17 protein-coding genes are annotated in these 17,512 nt (G+C 67.5%); 3 read left to right on the forward strand and 14 right to left on the reverse strand.

The genetic code is table 11. The features are described 5' to 3' along the window. Positions 1–3: 3 nt before the first annotated feature. The 10 genes from scpB to A7X12_RS23550 form a co-directional block, all read right to left on the reverse strand. Positions 4–603 carry an SMC-Scp complex subunit ScpB gene (gene scpB, locus A7X12_RS23505; protein ID WP_157105707.1) on the reverse strand — a complete coding sequence of 200 codons (600 nt, stop codon included), beginning with the start codon at positions 601–603 and terminating at the stop codon, positions 4–6. Next, the gene (locus A7X12_RS23510) at positions 600–1,334 is read right to left on the reverse strand and encodes a segregation and condensation protein A (RefSeq protein ID WP_064313862.1); all 735 of its coding nucleotides are present in this window, start codon (positions 1,332–1,334) and stop codon (positions 600–602) included. The genes scpB and A7X12_RS23510 overlap by 4 nt, the downstream gene beginning before the upstream one ends. 154 nt (positions 1,335–1,488) lie before the next feature. Then, on the reverse strand, positions 1,489–2,493 hold the full coding sequence (gene nagZ, locus A7X12_RS23515) for a beta-N-acetylhexosaminidase (protein ID WP_064313863.1): 1,005 nt from the start codon (positions 2,491–2,493) through the stop codon (positions 1,489–1,491). Between the two features lie 42 nt (positions 2,494–2,535). Continuing rightward, a complete protein-coding gene (locus tag A7X12_RS23520; protein WP_064313864.1) occupies positions 2,536–3,249 on the reverse strand; it encodes an SPOR domain-containing protein in 714 nt (237 codons plus the stop codon). A gap of 5 nt (positions 3,250–3,254) precedes the next feature. After that, the gene (gene argS, locus A7X12_RS23525) at positions 3,255–4,979 is read right to left on the reverse strand and encodes an arginine--tRNA ligase (RefSeq protein ID WP_064313865.1); all 1,725 of its coding nucleotides are present in this window, start codon (positions 4,977–4,979) and stop codon (positions 3,255–3,257) included. A gap of 240 nt (positions 4,980–5,219) precedes the next feature. Beyond that, a complete protein-coding gene (locus A7X12_RS23530; RefSeq protein WP_232318665.1) occupies positions 5,220–5,705 on the reverse strand; it encodes a hypothetical protein in 486 nt (161 codons plus the stop codon). Further along, complete coding sequence (locus A7X12_RS23535) at positions 5,674–6,090, reverse strand: hypothetical protein (RefSeq protein ID WP_064314111.1); 417 nt, start codon at positions 6,088–6,090, stop codon at positions 5,674–5,676. Before A7X12_RS23535 ends, A7X12_RS23530 begins: the two co-directional genes overlap by 32 nt. Continuing rightward, the gene (locus A7X12_RS26665; RefSeq protein ID WP_332308579.1) at positions 6,080–7,141 is read right to left on the reverse strand and encodes a DNA/RNA non-specific endonuclease; all 1,062 of its coding nucleotides are present in this window, start codon (positions 7,139–7,141) and stop codon (positions 6,080–6,082) included. Before A7X12_RS26665 ends, A7X12_RS23535 begins: the two co-directional genes overlap by 11 nt. A gap of 109 nt (positions 7,142–7,250) precedes the next feature. After that, positions 7,251–8,405, reverse strand: coding sequence for a DUF1501 domain-containing protein (locus A7X12_RS23545; RefSeq protein ID WP_198162162.1), 1,155 nt, complete (start codon positions 8,403–8,405; stop codon positions 7,251–7,253). 4 nt (positions 8,406–8,409) lie between these two features. Next, complete coding sequence (locus A7X12_RS23550; protein WP_084446024.1) at positions 8,410–9,915, reverse strand: DUF1800 domain-containing protein; 1,506 nt, start codon at positions 9,913–9,915, stop codon at positions 8,410–8,412. Positions 9,916–10,154: 239 nt separating this feature from the next. Between A7X12_RS23550 and A7X12_RS23555 the strand changes: the two genes are divergently transcribed. After that, positions 10,155–10,439, forward strand: a complete 285-nt coding sequence (locus tag A7X12_RS23555; RefSeq protein WP_064313867.1) for a hypothetical protein — start codon at positions 10,155–10,157, stop codon at positions 10,437–10,439. A gap of 90 nt (positions 10,440–10,529) precedes the next feature. Here A7X12_RS23555 and A7X12_RS23560 read toward each other — a convergent pair whose 3' ends face one another. After that, a complete protein-coding gene (locus tag A7X12_RS23560) occupies positions 10,530–10,808 on the reverse strand; it encodes a hypothetical protein (protein ID WP_064313868.1) in 279 nt (92 codons plus the stop codon). 242 nt (positions 10,809–11,050) lie between these two features. Here A7X12_RS23560 and A7X12_RS23565 point away from each other — a divergent pair, with 242 nt between their 5' ends. Further along, complete coding sequence (locus tag A7X12_RS23565; RefSeq protein WP_064313869.1) at positions 11,051–11,866, forward strand: TorF family putative porin; 816 nt, start codon at positions 11,051–11,053, stop codon at positions 11,864–11,866. A 96-nt stretch (positions 11,867–11,962) separates the two neighbouring features. After that, positions 11,963–12,877 carry a hypothetical protein gene (locus A7X12_RS23570; protein ID WP_064313870.1) on the forward strand — a complete coding sequence of 305 codons (915 nt, stop codon included), beginning with the start codon at positions 11,963–11,965 and terminating at the stop codon, positions 12,875–12,877. 34 nt (positions 12,878–12,911) lie between these two features. On the opposite strand, the gene A7X12_RS23575 is transcribed toward A7X12_RS23570, so the two are convergent. From A7X12_RS23575 to ftsZ, 3 genes are all read right to left on the reverse strand, one after another. After that, entirely contained in the window at positions 12,912–14,078 is a 1,167-nt protein-coding gene (locus A7X12_RS23575) for a deoxyguanosinetriphosphate triphosphohydrolase (protein ID WP_084446027.1), read from the reverse strand. A 38-nt stretch (positions 14,079–14,116) separates the two neighbouring features. Continuing rightward, positions 14,117–15,946, reverse strand: a complete 1,830-nt coding sequence (locus A7X12_RS23580; protein WP_064313872.1) for an SPOR domain-containing protein — start codon at positions 15,944–15,946, stop codon at positions 14,117–14,119. Positions 15,947–16,029: 83 nt separating this feature from the next. Then, the gene (gene ftsZ, locus A7X12_RS23585) at positions 16,030–17,508 is read right to left on the reverse strand and encodes a cell division protein FtsZ (protein ID WP_064313873.1); all 1,479 of its coding nucleotides are present in this window, start codon (positions 17,506–17,508) and stop codon (positions 16,030–16,032) included. Positions 17,509–17,512: the final 4 nt, after the last annotated feature.

Consider the following 17,512-nt stretch of genomic DNA (forward strand, 5'->3'; position numbering starts at 1 on the left):
CGCCTATTCCTCGTCCGTGACAGTTTCGCTTTCGGCCGCCGCCTCCGCCGCATCTAGCTGTTCCAAGGCAAGGTCGACCGGGTCGAGCAGGCCCGCCGCCTTCAAGTCCTCGATCCCCGGCAGATCGCGGCGGCTGGCCAGCCCGAAATGGCTGAGAAACCCCGCCGTTGTCGCATACATCAGCGGCCGTCCCGGCACTTCGCGCCGACCTGCGGGACGTATCCAGCCCGCCTCCATCAGCACATCGATGGTACCCTTCGAAATCTGCACGCCGCGGATGGCCTCGATCTCGGCGCGTGTCACCGGTTCGTGATAGGCGATGATCGCCAGCGTCTCGATGCCGGCACGGCTGAGCTTGCGGCTGTCCTCGCGGTCGCGGCGGAGCAGGTGCGCAAGGTCGGCGGCGGTCTGGAAATGCCAGCGATCACCGCGGCGGACCAGCTCGATACCACGCCCCGCGTAGAAGTCGCCGAGCGCGGCCAGCGCCGCCCGCACATCGACCTTCGCGCCGACATAGGCGCGGATCTCGTCCACGCCGAGCGGCACCTCGGAGGCGAACAGCACCGCTTCCACCGCCCGCACCGGATCCCTCGCATCGATCATTGCGGGATCGCCTTGAGGTAAAGCGGCGCGAAGGGCGCCTCCTGGCGAAGCTCCAGCCGTCCCTGCCGTGCGAGTTCCAAGGCCGCGACGAAGGACGAGGCCAGCGCCGAGCGCCGATAGAGGTCGCTGGCACCTCCTGGCAGAAAGCTTTCGATCACGCTCCAGTCGATCCGGGTGTCGAGCTGGGTAGAGAGCCGCTCCAGCGCGGCTTCCAGCGTCATCACGTCCCGGTGGGCGACGACATGCATGACCGGCAGCGCGCGGGCGCTGATCCGGCCATAAGCGGCGATCAGGTCGTAGATCTCGACTTCCCACTTTGCCTGGCGACGGAGGCGCAGCCCTTCGGGGGCACCGCGCGGGAACACGTCGCGCCCCATCCGGTCGCGCGCGACCAGCCGCGCGCCCGCCTCCCGCATCGCGCTCAGGCGCTCAAGGCGCAGCTGCAGGCGCAGCGCCAGCTCCTCCGGGCTGGGACTCTCGGCGGGGTTGCGCGGCAGCAGCAGCGCGGATTTCAGATAGGCCAGCCACGCCGCCATAACGAGATAATCTGCCGCCAGCTCCAGCCGCAGTTCGCGCGCGGCATGGACATAGGCGAGATATTGCTCGACCAGTTCGAGGATCGAGATCTGGCGCAGATCCACCTTCTGCGTGCGCGAAAGCGCCAGCAGCAAGTCGAGTGGCCCTTCCCAGCCCTCGATCTCGATCTTCAGGATGTCGTCGCCCCCGTCCACCGGGTGGTCATAGGAGGGGGGAGCGGACCGGGCAACAATAAGCCCCTCCCCTTCAGGGGAGGGGTTGGGGTGGGGCAGTGTCTCGCAGAAACCAACCCGCGTTCTGGAATCCCTCCACCCCCACCCCCTCCTCCAAGGAGGGGCTTAAGTGGTGTCAGCGCACCCCCAGCAGCGCATCCCGCTTGGCCAGCAGCTCGGCGAGCGGCACATCCTCCGCCTCGCCTACGGAGCCCATCGCCCGCGCGAGCCGCTCGAGGCACATCGCCGGTGCATCCGGGATTCGGGATACGATCTCCACCATCTCCGGCATCCGTGCCCAGCAATCGAGCACCACGTCGCAGCCCGCTGCCAGTGCCCGTTCCGCTTTCTCGCCCGCGGTTCCGGAGAGCGCCTTCATGTCGATATCGTCGGTGAACAACAGCCCGTCGAAGCCGATCCGCCCCCGGATGACCTCGCGAATCACCGTCGGCGACAATGTTGCCGGCAGTTCGGTGTCCCAGGCCTCGAACACGATATGCGCGGTCATCCCGATGGGCGCGGAGGCCAGCCGCTGGAACGGCAGCAAATCCGCCTCCAGTTCCGCCGCCGACGCCTTGACCCGCGGCAATTCCAGATGGCTGTCGACCATCGCCCGGCCATGCCCTGGCATGTGCTTGATTACGCCGATAACGCCGCCCCGATGCAGTCCATCGAGCAGCGCCCGGCCAAGCGCCGCCACCCGCAACGGATCGCGCCCGAACGCACGGTCGCCGATCGCCGGGGTGCCGCCCTCCACCGCCACGTCAAGCATCGGCGCTAGGTTCACGTTCACACCGGCCTCGCGCAGAATATGCGCCAGCGCCTGGCCGTTGGCCCGCGCCGCCTCGATCGCTGAAATCGGCGCGCGTTCGTACAGCGTATCGAACGCCGCCCCGGTCGGGAAAGCCGGCCAGACCGGCGGCTGCATTCGCGCGACGCGGCCGCCCTCCTGGTCGATGGTGATCGGCAGGTCGTCGCGCCCGTGCAGCGCGCGGAGATCGTCGGTCAGTGCGCGCATCTGCTCGGGGCTCTCGCAATTGCGCTTGAACAGGATGTAGCCGAGCGGTTCCGCCTCGCGGAAAAAGGCGCGTTCGTCATCGGTGAGCGAAAGGCCGGAAAGGCCGAAGATCACGGGCTTCATGCGGGGCAGGCCTAACCGATCCGGCTGGCCCCGCAACCCCCTTCAACTCGCGACGAAGCAGTTCTCGCCGGCGACCTTCAGCTTGCCGCAGATCTCACGCGCCTGGCCATTGCTGCCGGCATTCACCCGCAGGCGGTACACGGTCTTCCCTTCGGGCAGAGCGAACGGCACCACCAGCTTGCCCAGGGGCGCGAGATATGCAAATCGCTTGGACATCCGCGTCCAGGCAATGTTCGCCGCGCCTTCGCTGGGGAACGCCCCCAGCTGTACCAGCGCACCCGATCCCTCGCCCGATCCGCTCGCCGTTGCGACCTTCGGCTTGGGCGTCGACCGGATCAGCGTGGGCGCGGGCAGCGCGATCGTGGCGCTGCTGCTCGCCTTCGGACCATTGGTTGCAGTCTGGCGTGGCTTCTGACCCTCCACCGGCGCCTCGGGGATCGCGCCGACATTGATGCCGGCCTCGCTCGGCCCGCCCTGGCTGGTGCGGAAGACGATGTCGCCCTCCCCGTCCACGCGCATCCCGCCCGGCTGGTCCGGCCGTACCTTGTACGGTTCGGCCGGTGCCGCGATCAACGCGCCATTGCCGTCGCGCGACGCCCGGTGCTTGAGCCAATAATAGACGCCGCCCGCCGCCCCCAGCACGAGCAGCGCGAGCAGCACCGTGACGAACACGCGGCCCCGCCGCGGCTCCTCATAGGCCTCCTCCACCGTCTCCAGCCAGGGGAGCCGTTCGCTGTCGTCATACCGGCCGCGCATCGCCGTCACATCTCCTCGACCGCCTCCACGCCCATCAGCGCGAGGCCGTTGCGGATGACCTGCTGGATCGAGCGGCCGAGGAACAGCCGCGCGCGGGTCAGCGCCGGCTGTTCGACCATCAGGAAACGTCGATCGGCAGAGTCGTTGCCCATATTGTAGAGCGCGTGGAATTCCGCCGCCAGATCATAGAGGTAGAAGGCGATGCGATGCGGCTCGCGCGCGCTCGCCGCCGCTTCCACGACGCGCGGGAACTGCGCGGCGAGCTTGGCCACGGCCAGCTCGCGGCCGTCGAGCAGCGACAGGTCGGCGTCCTCGGCCAGGCTGATCCCGGCCTCGGCCGCGCGGCGATGCACCGATGCCACGCGCGCATGGGCATATTGCACGTAGAAGACGGGGTTTTCCTTGGACGTCTCCAGCACCTTGGCGAAGTCGAAGTCCATCTGGGCATCGGCTTTGCGGGTGAGCATGGTGAAGCGCACCACGTCCTTGCCCACTTCGCGCACGACGTCCGCCAGCGTGACGAAATTGCCCGCGCGCTTGGACATCTTCACCGGCTCGCCGGCGCGCAGCAGGCGGACCATCTGGACGAGCTTGACGTCGAAGCGCGTTTCGCCGCCGGTCAGCGCCTGCACGGCTGCTACGATCCGCTTGACCGTGCCGGCATGGTCGGCGCCCCAGATGTCGATCAGCTGGTCGGCCGACTGCGCCTTCTGGAAGTGATAGGCGAGATCGGCACCGAAATAGGTCCACTGGCCGTTCGACTTCTTGATCGGGCGGTCCTGGTCGTCGCCGAACTGGGTCGAGCGGAACAGCGGCAGCTCCACCGGCTCCCAGTCTTCGGGCGTCTCGCCCTTGGGGGCCTCGAGCACGCCGTCATAGACGAGCCCGCGTTCGCGCAGCCACGCCTCGGCCTGTTCGGGCTTGCCGGCAGCCTGCAGCTCGGCCTCGGACGAAAACAGGTCGTGATGGATGCCGAGCAGCGCCAGATCGTCCTTGATCATGACGAGCATGGCCGCGACTGCGGTCTTGCGGAACAGCGCCAGCCATTCGCTCTCGGGCGCGTCGACATATTTGTCGCCATAATCTGCGGCGAGCTGCTGGCCGACCGGCTTGAGATAGTCGCCCGGATAGAGGCCCTCGGGGATCTCGATCGTTTCGCCCAGCGCCTCGCGGTAGCGCAGGTGCGCCGAGCGCGCGAGCACGTCGACCTGGCCGCCCGCGTCGTTGACATAATACTCGCGGATGACCTTGTGGCCGACATACTCCAGCAGGCTCGCCAGCGCATCGCCCACCACCGCGCCGCGGCAATGGCCCATGTGCATCGGGCCCGTCGGGTTGGCCGAGACGTACTCGACGTTGACGGTCGTCCCCGCGCCCAGCGACGAGCGGCCATAATCGGCGCCGGCCTGCAGGATCGCGGCGACTTCGCCGCGCCAGCTGTCCTCCTGGAGCGTCAGGTTGATGAAGCCGGGGCCGGCGACCGACACGGCCGCGACCTCGTCCAGCTTCTCCAGCTCGCCGACCAGCTTTTCCGCGAGCGCGCGCGGATTGGTGCCGGCGGGCTTGGCGAGCACCATCGCGGCATTGGTGGCGAGATCGCCATGGCTCGGATCGCGCGGCGGCTCGACCGTGATCGCGCGTCGCTCCAGCCCCGCAGGCAGATCGCCGGCGAGGACGAGCGCATCCAGGGCCAGATTCAGATGCGCGGCGAAACGAGCATAGAGCGTCATTGAGCAATCCAATGGGGAATGGGAGCGGCGGCTGTAGCGCAGTGGCGAGGCGCCGTCATCCCTATTGGGAGTGCCGATCCTCCCCTGCAAGGGGAGGTGGCAGGCCGGAGGCCTGACGGAGGGGTGTCACCGGTCGAGGCAGGGCCCCGTCACACCAGCCTCGACACCCCTCCGTCACGCTCCTCGCGCCACCTCCCCTTGCAGGGGAGGACCGGGCGCGCGTGCATCAACTCTGGATGCTCAGAGCGTATAGGACGGCGCATCATCGTCCCAAGGTGGATACCGTACCGGCTTGTCGTCATAATAACGACGTAGCGCCTGCTCGCGCCGCTCCATCATGTCCTCGCTCCGGCCCGGATCATCCGGATAGACGTAGGCAACCTCGAACCGCCCGTCGCGGACGAAGTATTCGATTTCCGACCATCGCGCAGGCCCCTCTTGCGCGTGCCAAAGTTCCAGCAGAACGTCGCTCCAGCGATCCAGATCCGGCCACCGATACATGACGTGATCGCCACCATCCTTGTAGATCGAGGGCGAAATCATCCCTGGATCGACTTCGGCCTGAAGCAGGCTGTTTTCAATCGGATAAAGGGGGTCCGCCGCCAGCATCTGCCCGATCTGCGCCAGCAGACGCTCCGTCTCCTGATCGGCAAAGATGTATCCGGCCCGAGCGCCTCCCGGATCCTCGGGACTTTCACAAGTCATATTTCGGGTAACCACCGCCATCCCAGGATGGATAACGGACCGGCTTGTCACCATAGTAACGACGCAGCGCTTGTTCACGCCGCTCCTTCATGCTGTCGCTGCGATCAACATCATCAGGATAGATATAGGCAACCTCGAACCTGCCATCCCGAATGAAATACTCGATCTCCGACCAACGCGATTTTCCGCTCTGAGCGTACCAAAGCTCAAGAAGAATGTCGCTCCATCGGTCGAGGTCCGGCGATCGATACATGATGTGGTCGCCTGCGTCCTTGTACACCGAGGGCGATATCATCTCAGGGTCCACCTCCGCCTGAAGGAGGCTATTCTCGACGGGATACTCAGGATCGGCGGCAAGCATCTGGCCAATCTCCGCCAGAATCTGCTCCGTTGTCCTACCTTGCATGATGGCTCCCCCATCGCTCATTGGGCAACTTCACGCTGCGTACGTCTCCATCGACCGTAAAAATGACATCGATTGTTTTCGGCCGCTGCGAGGTTGCGCGAAAATGCGGCACGATCGTCACCGTAACCTGATGTCCGGCCCGCTTCTCCCGCGCCCACTCGTCCTCCATCATCCGATACCTGCCCCGATTGACGCTGGCGTCCTGAGCGAAGTGATTAAACGCTTCCTTCGGACCGTTGAAGCGCGGTGCGAGGTAATGCCCGCCATCGTCCTTCGGCAGGCGATCGGGACCACCGGCACTGCGTTGAAGACGTCTCGATCGAGCCTGCGGTGGCGCAAGAACCAAGACACCAGAAACTCGACGAGTTCGCTCGCGCTCGTCGATCTCATAGTCATAACCGTTGCGAAACACGTGCCGCCACGTTGACTGATCGGATTGGTTGCCGAGGTCGGTGACGGCGCGATCTCTGTGGGTATCGGCGGAGCGTTTATCGACAGAGGGCGCCTCCCAACTCCCGCTAGCTCCTCCACCGCCGAAGCTTCCACCTCCGCCTAAACCTCCTAGGCTCGTATCCTTCGCGATCGGCGGTCCTTCCCAGCCACTGCTAGATCCTCCGCCACCGAAGCTCCCTCCCTTATGCGAAGGAGGTAAGGAGGGCGGAGGAGGTGACGGTGGAGGAGGAAGGGGACGGAAATGATTTTGATAGTATCGGTATCGAGTTTCGATCGCTTCTCGCCAGTCCGGATCCCCCGGATGTTTGGCCAATTCGGTGGCCCTCCATGCGTCTGCCTCTTCAAGCGACGCGATGGGCTTGAGCTTCGGATCGTCTCCATACCGCGGAACACGCTTCCGCTTCCCCTGCCCGGCGACGCCCGCCCCTCCCTTCGCGGTACTACCGGTGCCTGCAAAGGTGAAACGACCATCAGACGGATCATGCCATGGGTTGAACTTGACCTCGATGACGTCGCCTTCATCGCGGCGCACGTGTCGTCCCGTCCGCAGCCAAATTGCAAAAGCTCGTCGTTGCTCCGTTGCTGTCTGCATGCGCATTCCCCCGCGTCTGCCGCTGAGGGACAGCTAGAACAAAACGGGAACTTTGTCAAGGTAGCGTAACGATCTCGCAGGGAGTTGCTCCCCCATTCCGGAGTAATCCAACACCCTACCCCCGCACCAACCCCTCCATCCCCGCCGCCGTCGTCATCGCCGGGAACAGCGCCTTCGCCGTCTGCGCCGGCGCCAGCACGAAATGCCGCGACACCGCGCTCGCGATCAGCACGTCGAGCGCGGTGGTGGGCTTGAGATCCCGCCCCTCGTACAGCGCCGCGTCGCCCAGTCCCGGCCAGTCGGCCTGCACCCGGCCGCCCTGCACCGCGCCGCCGAGCAGCATCGCGACCGAGCCGGTGCCGTGATCGGTGCCGCCGGTGCCGTTGGCCTTCACCGTCCGGCCGAACTCGGTCGCCACCACCACCAGCGTATTGTCCCAGTGCGGCCCCAGCCCGGCCTTGAGCGCCGCGACCATCGCGTCGAGGCCCTTGAGCTGCCCGCCCAGCCGTCCGCGCTGGCCCGAATGCGTGTCCCAGCCGCCGGTCTCGATCATCGCGATCCGCGCGCCGCCGGGGGCCGAGAGCAGCTTGGCCGCCAGCGTGCCGGTGTCCGCCGCGCGTCTGCCCCCATCGCTGCCGAGGTCGCCGGTGAGCATCCGCGTCGCCATCGCCTCCTGCCACAGCGGATGGAGCTGCCGGTCGCCTTCGTACATCGCCGTCACCCGCACGAGCAGGTCGTCCGAGGCCTGGGGCAGCGAGGACGGCGCGTAGCTGGCCACCTCCACCGGGCCGCGCAGCGCCATCGGCACCGCGGCGGCGAGCGCGATCGCCTTGTCGCCTTCGGGCAGCAGGCGGAGCAGCCGGTTCATCCAGCCGTCCTTGAGCTGATAGGCCGAGACGCCGCCGGTCTCGAGCACGTTCTGCCCGTCGAAATGCGAGCGGTCGCGGTACGGCGAGGCCACCGCATGGACGAACAGCGCCTGCTTGGCTTGGTAGAGCCCCAGCGTGTTCGGCATCGCCGGGTGCAGCGCGAACATGCCATCGAGCCTGGGCGCGCTGGCGAAGTCGGCGGCGAGGTCGCCGCGCGCGCCGGCATAGGCCGGGTCGCCCACCGGCGCGACGATGCCCAGTCCGTCGGCCGCGCCGCGCTGGATGAGGAAAACGAAGCGGCGCTCGGTAGGCGCGGCGGCGAAGGCCATGCGCGCGCCCAAGGGGGAGACCAGCAGCGCGGTGGCGCCGGCAGCGAGCAATTGGCGACGGTGGAGCATCATGACGCTATCTCCGCAGGAACTCGGGCGCGACCAGCATGAGCGCGACCCCCTGGCTGTTGCTTTCCGCCCGCGCGATCGCCTGGGCGGTGGCGGGGCTGAGCGCCGCCGGGAACATCGCGGCGGCGCGGGCGCGCGGATCGATCTGGTCGCGGGTCCGCTGCGCCATGCGTTCGGCGGCCTCCACCCGGCGCAGCACCGCATCCGGCCCGGCCCAGGCCCCGGCGACATCGTCCCACCCCGCCGGCGAGCCCGGCTTCCACACCGGCTGGCCGAGCTGATACATCAGCCCCGGCACCGCATTGGGCTGAAGCTGCTGGGTGCCGACCGCGCGCATCGCCGAGATCGACCATTCCCAGGGCGACTTGAACTTCACCGTCCCCGGCGCCCAGCATTCGGGCGAGGCGATCAGCGTGCGATAGAGGCTCGGCAGGTTGCCGCCGGTCTTGACGAAGTTCGCCCCGAGCCGCGCGACCAGCCTGGGCGGCGGATCGTCGCCGGCGAAATGACGGGCGAGCTTAGTCGCGATATGCCGGGCGGTCGCCGGATGCGTGGCGAGATGGTCGAGCACCGCCGTCGCCTGCGCCTCGCCCGCCTGCGGCCATTGCTGGCCGAGGATGGTACGGGTGCCCGGTTCATGCATCGCATCGGCGAAGACGAAGTCGCCCGGACGACCGGTGGCGCCGGTGAACTTCGCGACCGGTCCGCGGCCGAAACCGGCGACCGTCCAGCCGGTCAGCGCTCGGGCGAACTCGGTCACGTCCGCCTGGCTATAGCCGGTGCGGACCCCGAGGGTGTGCAGTTCCATGATCTCGCGCGCAAGATTTTCGTTCAGGCCGAGATTACGGCGCACATTAAGCCGGTTGCCCGCGCGCACCGCCAGCGGGCTGTTTGGCCCGACCGAGACCGCCTGATCGAGAAAAAGGAGCATTGCCGGGTGCCGTTCCACCGCGAACAGCATGTCGCGGAAGCTGCCCATCAGGTGCGGCCGGATCGCCTCGAACTCGAAGGCGCCCGCAAGATTGGTTACCTCCATCTTGTCGCCGGAGATGGCGAAGTGATTGGCCCAGAAATGCACCAGCCGTTCGGCAAACGGTGCCGGCGCCTGGATGGCCGCGAGCGCACGCGCGGTAACCGCGCCATTATACAAGTCGCGGCTCTGCTGGCCGAATTGCTTGCGAAGCGCCTCGGCGGGATCATCGCCCGCCTGCACGACCGGTGGCGGCGCGACGAGCGGCGCCATCGCGCCCGCCGGCTTGGGCGATAGCAAGGGTGTTCCGGAAGCTGGTGCCGGGGAGGGCCCCGCCGCCTTGCGCAATCGTCCGATCTGCTCGCGATAGTCGGCGAATTGTGCGACCAGCGTGCCGCTTGCCGGCTGCCCCGCCAGCGGTGGCGGCGCGATCGCATAGCGTGCCAGTTGCTGCTCCAGCCAGGCGCGGGGATCGCCACCTGGGTCCTCGCCCGGACGCGCGCCCAGGCCGAAGCGATTCAACGCGATACTCATACTCGCCATCGGCAACACTCCGCTGACCGATGCATCGTTTACCCGCCGATTGTCGCAGAAATTTGCCAGTCACAAACGGCTCGTCGCATCGGGCAACCGTTCGTCCCGGCAATGCACGATTGCGCGGGATGCAACCAAGACCCCCGCGCTTTGCGATTGTAGAATCTGCTGCAGCGCAACATTTTGTCTATCAAGAACACAAGAAGGATGCCGATCTGGCTCTTTTGGACCCACGAAGGAGAAAGATCGTGACCCGTTTCACCATCGCACTCGCCGCTACCCTGTTCGCCGCCGCTCCCGCTTTCGCAGCGAACAACGCCGACTCGCGCAGCTTCACCCGTGACGGCGTGACCTATGTCTACACCTCCACCACCACCAAGGGTGGCGCGCAGGTTCTCGAAGGGGTTGCCAAGCCGGGCAACCAGAGCTTCCGCCTCGTTGTGCGCAACGGCTGGGTCGACGGCAACGCAGCCGGCACCCGCGTGTCGTTCCGCGTACCGAAGGTGAGCAAGGTGCAGGTCGCTTCGCGCTAAGCGACGGCCTTTCCCTGGCTCCCAATACGAATTGCCCCGCGATCCCGAGGGAGGATCGCGGGGCTTTCCGTTCTGGGGGGACGGAAATCGTTAGTCGCTGGCGCCGACGGTACCGCTGGCCTGCGGGCGGCTAGCTTCCTCGACGGGCGCCTTGCGGGTCGGCAGGTACTGGTGCTTGCCGGCCTGATGATGGGCCTGCACGGCCGCAGGCTTATGGTCCTTCATCCGCCACGTAACGATGTGGCTCTTGCCTGCGGGCATCCACACCCGCTCATGGGTTTCGTGGAGCGACTGGGCAGCCGCCGGTGCGGCGACCAGGGTCGCAGAGATCAGTGCGATGGTTGCGAGCTTCACGGTGGCGTTCCTCATGGTTTGGGCATCTCTCCTGCCGCCATGATCTACGCCTTCGCCATTGCCTCACACTTGCGCGGCTGTAACGAAAAGTTTCTCCCACCGCACCGCGCGAAGCGAAACACTTTCTTACAATCGCGCCAAGAAGCGGCAATGCTGCAGCGCGAAGATGCGTGTCAGGCACGATAGTCCCGTCCTTGAGAATGGGGCACCGCGCCGACGCAGGCTGGAACTTTCACTCACCCGAGGGGGAATGTTCCATGAAGATTCGTCTTGCCGCCGCAGCCCTGCTCGGCCTTTCCGCTCCAGCCTACGCGCAGGAGAGCGAGCCGCCCAAGCCCGTCACCGTTTCCGGGAGCGTCGCGCTCGTCTCGGACTATCGCTTCCGCGGCGTCTCACAGACCGACAAGCAAATGGCCGTTCAGGGCGGCCTTACCGTTTCCCACGAAAGCGGCCTCTACGCCTCGCTCTGGGGGTCGAACCTGTCCGGCTGGGGCACGTTCGGCGGTGCCAATATGGAACTGGATGTCGTGGGCGGCTACAAATTGCCGATCGGCGGCGGTGCCGCGCTCGACGTGGGCGTCACCTGGTACATGTATCCGGGCGGCGCCTCCAAGACCGACTTCGCCGAGCCCTATGCAAAGCTTAGCGGCAGCATCGGCCCCGTCTCCGCCCTTGCCGGCGTCGCCTACGCCCCGCCACAGCAGGCCCTCGGCAACTGGAGCAACACCCCCGAGAGCAAGGCGGGCGACAAGGAGCATAATCTCTATCTCTGGGGCGATGTCAGCACCGCGGTGCCGAAGACCCCGATCACCCTCAAGGCGCATCTCGGCTATTCGGACGGCAACCCCGGCCTTGGCCCCAACGGGACCAGCGTCGCCCCGACCGGCAGCTATGCCGATTGGCTGATCGGCGCAGATCTCGCGCTCGGCAAGGTGGTCCTCGGCGTCGCCTATGTGGATACCAGCATCACCAAGCGCGACAGCGCCTATCTGCTGCCGAACTTCTCGAGCACCAAGGACGGCTCGACGATCGCCGGTAGCCAAGTGGTGTTCTCGGTCAGCGCGGCATTCTGAGACGCGACGGGACTCTCCCTTGGCCGGGAGAGTCCCGCCACGATGACAAAGCCCGGCACGCTTTACCGCGGATCGCGCAACCGGTAGATCGGCGGCATGCGCCTTTCCGGCCCCGCTCTCGTCCTCGCCCTAGCGCTTGCCGGCTGCGGAAACCCCGCGGCCGAGCCGACCGCCAACAATGCGGCGCGGCAAGCAACCGCCGCTCCGGCGCGCAAAGGCTCCGACGACGCCTATGCCGCATGCAGAGACCGCGCCGCCGGGGCTGCGGCGGGGCTGATTGCCTGTGCCGATGCCGCCGTCGCAGCTGCAGGACAGGCCATCGACTCTCGCGAAGCTGCCACCGCGTTTCGCGCCGCGCTCCGGCAACTTGGCGACCAAACAATACAGTTCGGCGGCGAGGCGGCGCGCGTGACCTTCGCCCACGCCGCGGTGCACGTGGCGCAGCAACGAGCGGCGCTCTTGTCCGGTGACGCTCGGGGCATGCCGACGACTGCGGCGCCCGCCAGCATTACCGCCGCTTGGGCTGAAAGCCGCGCCATCAGCTGTCTGGAGCATCCGGTGCAGCACTGCGCCGAACGCTACGACGCGTTGCTTCCGGCACTGGTATCTCCGCAGGTCGTGCAGGCCGCAACGGCGGGCACTTCGCCTGGTCAGGGCCTGCCCCTGCCCAGCTGCGAAGACCTGCAGGCCGACGGGGAAGTGGGCAGCGCGCTGGTGGACGCCTTCTACACGCGTTATCCCAAAGCGTTGGCGAGCAGCGACAGCGTCGAGGCCGTCGCACTTGATCCAGCGGCGCTCGACAATGTGGTGCGCTATCTCGTCTGCGTCGCAGGCGCGACCGGATACGACCCTACCATCGCAGAGAACGGCCTGGCGCTGTTTGCCAGCAAACGCCACGGCTCCGCCGCTCGCGGGTCGCTCGCGGCGCTGGCGCGGGGCCAGGATCCTGCCGCGGGCGCCGCGCGGCGCTTCCAGGCGCAGATTGCCGGCTATCTGCAGGGGGCTCGCTGAGCGTCCTGCCCGCGGCAGCCTTGGGGGGGACCTTCTAGAATCCGTCCGGCAGATCGATGGTGCCGCAGACCTCCCGGTACCGCGCGATGGCATAGCGGTCGGTCATTCCGGCGATGAAATCGCCGATGTGGCGGCTGCGCCATGGCTCCTCCGCCGGCAGCGCCTCGCGCCATTCCGCCGGCATCAGCGCCGGATCCGCGACATAGCCCGCGAACAGGCCGGCCACGACCTGCCGTGCCGACGCCGCCGCCGCCAGCTGGCTCGGGTGATGATAGAGGTTGGCGTACATGAACCGCTTCAGCCCGCGCTCGGCATCGCGCATCGTCGGCGAAAAACCGGCCAGGCACCGCCCTGCGTGCCGCACATCCTCCACCGTCTCCACGCCCGAATCCGCAATCCGCGCCCTGGTCTCGGTGATGAAGTCATTGACCATCCGCCCGATCTGCGAGCGAATCAGTTCGCCGGTAAGCCGCTTGGCGCTCACCCCTGGAAAGCGCGCCTGAACGTCGTCCCAGGCCGCGGCGACCATCGGCACGTCCATGATCTGATCCAGCGTCAACAGCCCCGCGCGGAGGCCATCGTCGATGTCGTGATTATCATACGCGATGTCGTCGGCAATCGCAGCGACCTGCGCTTCCAGCGAGGGCCAGCTGTCGAGCTCCAGTGGGAACTCGGCGTCCGCGGCCGCCAGCGCCCATTGCGGCTCGTGAATCGGACCATTGTGCTTGGCGAGTCCCTCCAGCGTGTCCCAGGTCAGGTTCAGCCCGTTCCACAAGGGATAGGGGCTGTCGAGCCGGGTCAGCGTGCGCAGCGTGTGGCCGTTGTGATCGAACCCGCCCTTGCCAGACAGCGCCGACTCCAACGCATCCTCGCCGGCATGGCCGAACGGCGGGTGGCCGATGTCATGCGCGAGGCACAAGGCTTCGGTCAGATCCTCGTTCAGGCCGAGCGCGCGGGCGATGGCGCGGCCGATCTGCGCCACTTCGAGGCTGTGCGTCAGCCGCACCCGGAAGTGATCGCCGTCCGGCGCCAGAAACACCTGTGTCTTGTGCCGCAATCGGCGGAAGCTGATCGAATGGATGATCCGGTCGCGGTCCCGCTGGAACGCGTCGCGCGGTCCGCGGGCGCCCCCACCGGCTTCGGGATGCAGGCGCCCGCGGGTCTGGCCGGGCATACAGGCCCAGGAGGAAAGCTGTTTCACCGCCGCGCCCTAGCCCAGCCGAAAGGCCTTGCGAAGGGTCAAGGCGCGATCTTGGTCACCTTCTGCCCCGCCTCGCTGGTAACGACGAAGGCGGAAACCCCCTCCCCCGCCAGCTTGTTGACGAAGGCCTGAGCCTCGCCGCTGGTCTTGAACGGGCCGGTGACGATGCGGTTGGTCGCCTTGAACGGCATCCACCAGCCGCCGCGCGCCTTGAGCAGCTTGGGAGACTTGGCCGCGACGCCCTTCCAGGCGCGATCGACGGTCGATTCGTTGGCGCCGCTCGCCACCTGCACCCAGACGCGCTCCGGATCAGTCTTTTTCGGATCCGGCTTCTTGGGCTCGGGCTTCTTGCCCTTTACCGGCTTTGCGTCCTCGTCGTCCGCGGGCTTCGCACCTTTTCTGGCGCCCGGCTTGATGGGCTTGGCGTCCGCCTCGTCCTCCGCCTTCGCGCCCTTGCGCGTGCCGGGCTTCACCGGCTTGGTATCGGCCTCCTCCTCGACCTTCGCGCCTTTCCGCGCGACAGGTCGGGCGGGCTTGGCGTCTTCCTCCTCGACCACCGACGCACGTTTCGGCTCCGGCTTGGGCCGCACGGTGACGACCGGCTTGGCCGCCACGACGGGCTTGGGTGCCGGCGCGGCAATGACCGGGCGCGTCGCGGGCGCACGCTCGCTGGCGGGCACATCGATATGGGCGATGATGGACGCCAACGCCGAATCCTCGGCGCCGACACGACGAACCTCGGGCTGTGGCGTGGTCGTAGGCTGGACGATCGGCCGCGGCGCGGGACTCGGTTGCGGGACCGGCGTCGACGGCGTGTAGCTGCGGGTGATCGGTGCTGGTTGCGGTAGTGCCGGCTGCTGCGACATCGGCGGCTGCGGCGCCGTGGTCATAGCCTGTGGCGCAGCCTGGCTCGGCACCGTGCGGGCGACCGGTGCCACCTCGGCCCGCGCCATCTGGACGGGCGCCGGCTTCGGCGTGGACGCGCTCCGGCGTCTCTGCGTGTCGATACGCTGCGGGGGCGCGGCGGGCGTCACCGGCTGTGCCTGGGCGATCTGCACAGGGGCGGGCCCGGTATAGGCCGGGAGCGACGGCGCCATCCGCGCATCTGCCAGCCGAGCCGGCGTGGGCGAAAGCGCGCCGAAATGCACCGCGAAGGCGCGGTCCGCCGGACCCAGCGCGGCGATCCGCCGGAAGAAGGGCAACAGGTTCTTCCCCGCTGCACCCGGCAGCACCGTGGCCGCGATTTTCTCGGCGCCCGGCACGTCCCCGTTCATTGCCAGGATGAACGCGCGGTCGCGCCACGCGGCGCGATCCTGGGCACGCAGCAGCGAATCGAGCTCGCGCTCCGCCTCTGCCCGATTGCCGCTGATGCCGAGGGACAGCGCATAGCGCCGTACCACGTCGTTCTCACGCTTGGTTGCCAAGGCCAGCCTATAGTCCCGCTGGGCGAGCAGCGGCTGGCCGAGCAGATCATAAGCGAAACCGCGATCGGCGGCGAACTCGCGCGGATCCACGCCGCGCGATTCGGCCTGCTGGAACAGCTTCAATGCCTCGCCGGGCCGTTCCTGTCGCACGAGCACCGCCGCGCGGTTGCTTGCGATGCGCGGATTGGTCAGCTCGATGCTTTCGGCTCGCTGCAACAGCGCAAGCGCGCCGGACAGGTCTCCCAGCCGCGTGCTCAATCGTGCTGCGGCCAGCAGCGCCTCGATGTCCCGCGGGTTCTCGGCAAGCACGCGCATCTGCGTGGCGAGCGCATCGGCATCAGGATTGTGCGCCTGCACTACTTCGCTTTGTGCGAGCGCCGGCTGCACGCCAAGGAGCAGCGCCGACGCGAACGCGCCGATGCCGAGATGTTTCTTGCTGATCATGGTAAGCTAACCGCTAGTGCAGCGGCGCTGAACCGCCGCTGACAGGGAATGGGTGGCCCGGCGAACCGTGCCACCCATGCGCCTTACTGGTTGTTCTGGCTGCGCAGGAACCGCGGGATATCCAGCGGATCCTTGTCCTCTTCCTCGGCGGCCTTGGTGCCGCGCGACGCGGAGGCCATGCGTTCGAACAGCGTGCCGCCGGTCTTGGGACGCGCCCGCGTATCGGTATCGTCATCGCCACCGGTCAGCCAGCGGCGACGCCCTGCCGGCGCCTCCGGTGCAGGTGCAGCCGTCGGAGCGGGAGCAGGCGCGGGCGACGGCACCATCGCCTCGGCGCCGAGCAGCAACTCGTCCGAAGCGGGGGCCGGCGGGGTCGGCTCAGGAGCCGGTGCGGCAGCCACGGGCTCCGGCGCGATCGGCGCGGGGGCCGGCGCTTCCTCGACGACCGGTGCAGGCGCGACCGGCTCAGGCGCCGCAGCAACCGGCGCTGGCGCCGCTACCGGCTCGGGCGCTGCCGTGGCAGCGGTGGTGCGACGCGGAGTCGAGAAGGAGAAGACACGCGGCTGTTCCGCCGGGGCCGCGGGACGATTTTCGACATTCGCGTCGATACCGGTGGCGACCACCGAGACGCGGATGCGGCCTTCCAGCTCCGGATTGAACGCCGAACCCCAGATGATGTTCGCGTCCGGATCGACGAGCTCGCGGATGTGGTTCGCGGCTTCGTCCACCTCGAGCAGGCGCATGTCCTCGCCGCCGGTGATCGAGACGATCACGCCCTTGGCGCCGTTCATCGACACGCCGTCGAGCAGCGGATTGGCGATCGCCTTCTGGGCGGCGATCAGCGCGCGGTCGTCGCCGTCCGCTTCGCCGGTGCCCATCATGGCCTTGCCCATCTCCTGCATCACCGAACGGACGTCGGCGAAGTCGAGGTTGATCAGGCCGGGCATCACCATCAGGTCGGTGATGCCGCGCACGCCCTGCTGCAGCACCTCGTCGGCCATCTCGAACGCTTCCTTGAAGGTCGTGTTCGCATTGGCGATCAGGAACAGGTTCTGGTTCGGAATGACGATCAGCGTATCGACGTACTTCTGCAGTTCCTCGATGCCCGCCTCGGCCGATTGCGCGCGGCGCTTGCCTTCGAACGCGAACGGCTTGGTCACGACGCCGACGGTCAGGATGCCCATCTCGCGCGCCGCCTTGGCGATCACCGGGGCCGCACCGGTCCCGGTGCCGCCGCCCATGCCGGCGGCGATGAAGCACATATGCGCGCCTTCGAGCGACTGCTGGACCTGCTCGATCGTCTCTTCCGCCGCCGCACGGCCGATCTCGGGCCGCGAGCCCGCGCCGAGGCCTTGCGTGATCTTCGCGCCCAGCTGGATACGCTGCGGGGCGACCGACTGCTTGAGTGCCTGCGCGTCGGTGTTGGCGACCAGGAACTCGACGCCCTGCACCTCGGCGCGGATCATGTTGGCGATGGCGTTACCGCCAGCGCCGCCAACCCCGATCACCGCGATCTTCGGCGTCAGTTCGTCCACGTCGGGCGGAAGGAAATCGATACTCATTCTA

It is taken from the genome of Sphingomonas sp. TDK1, assembly GCF_001650735.1.
In the GTDB taxonomy this organism is placed as follows: domain Bacteria; phylum Pseudomonadota; class Alphaproteobacteria; order Sphingomonadales; family Sphingomonadaceae; genus Sphingomonas.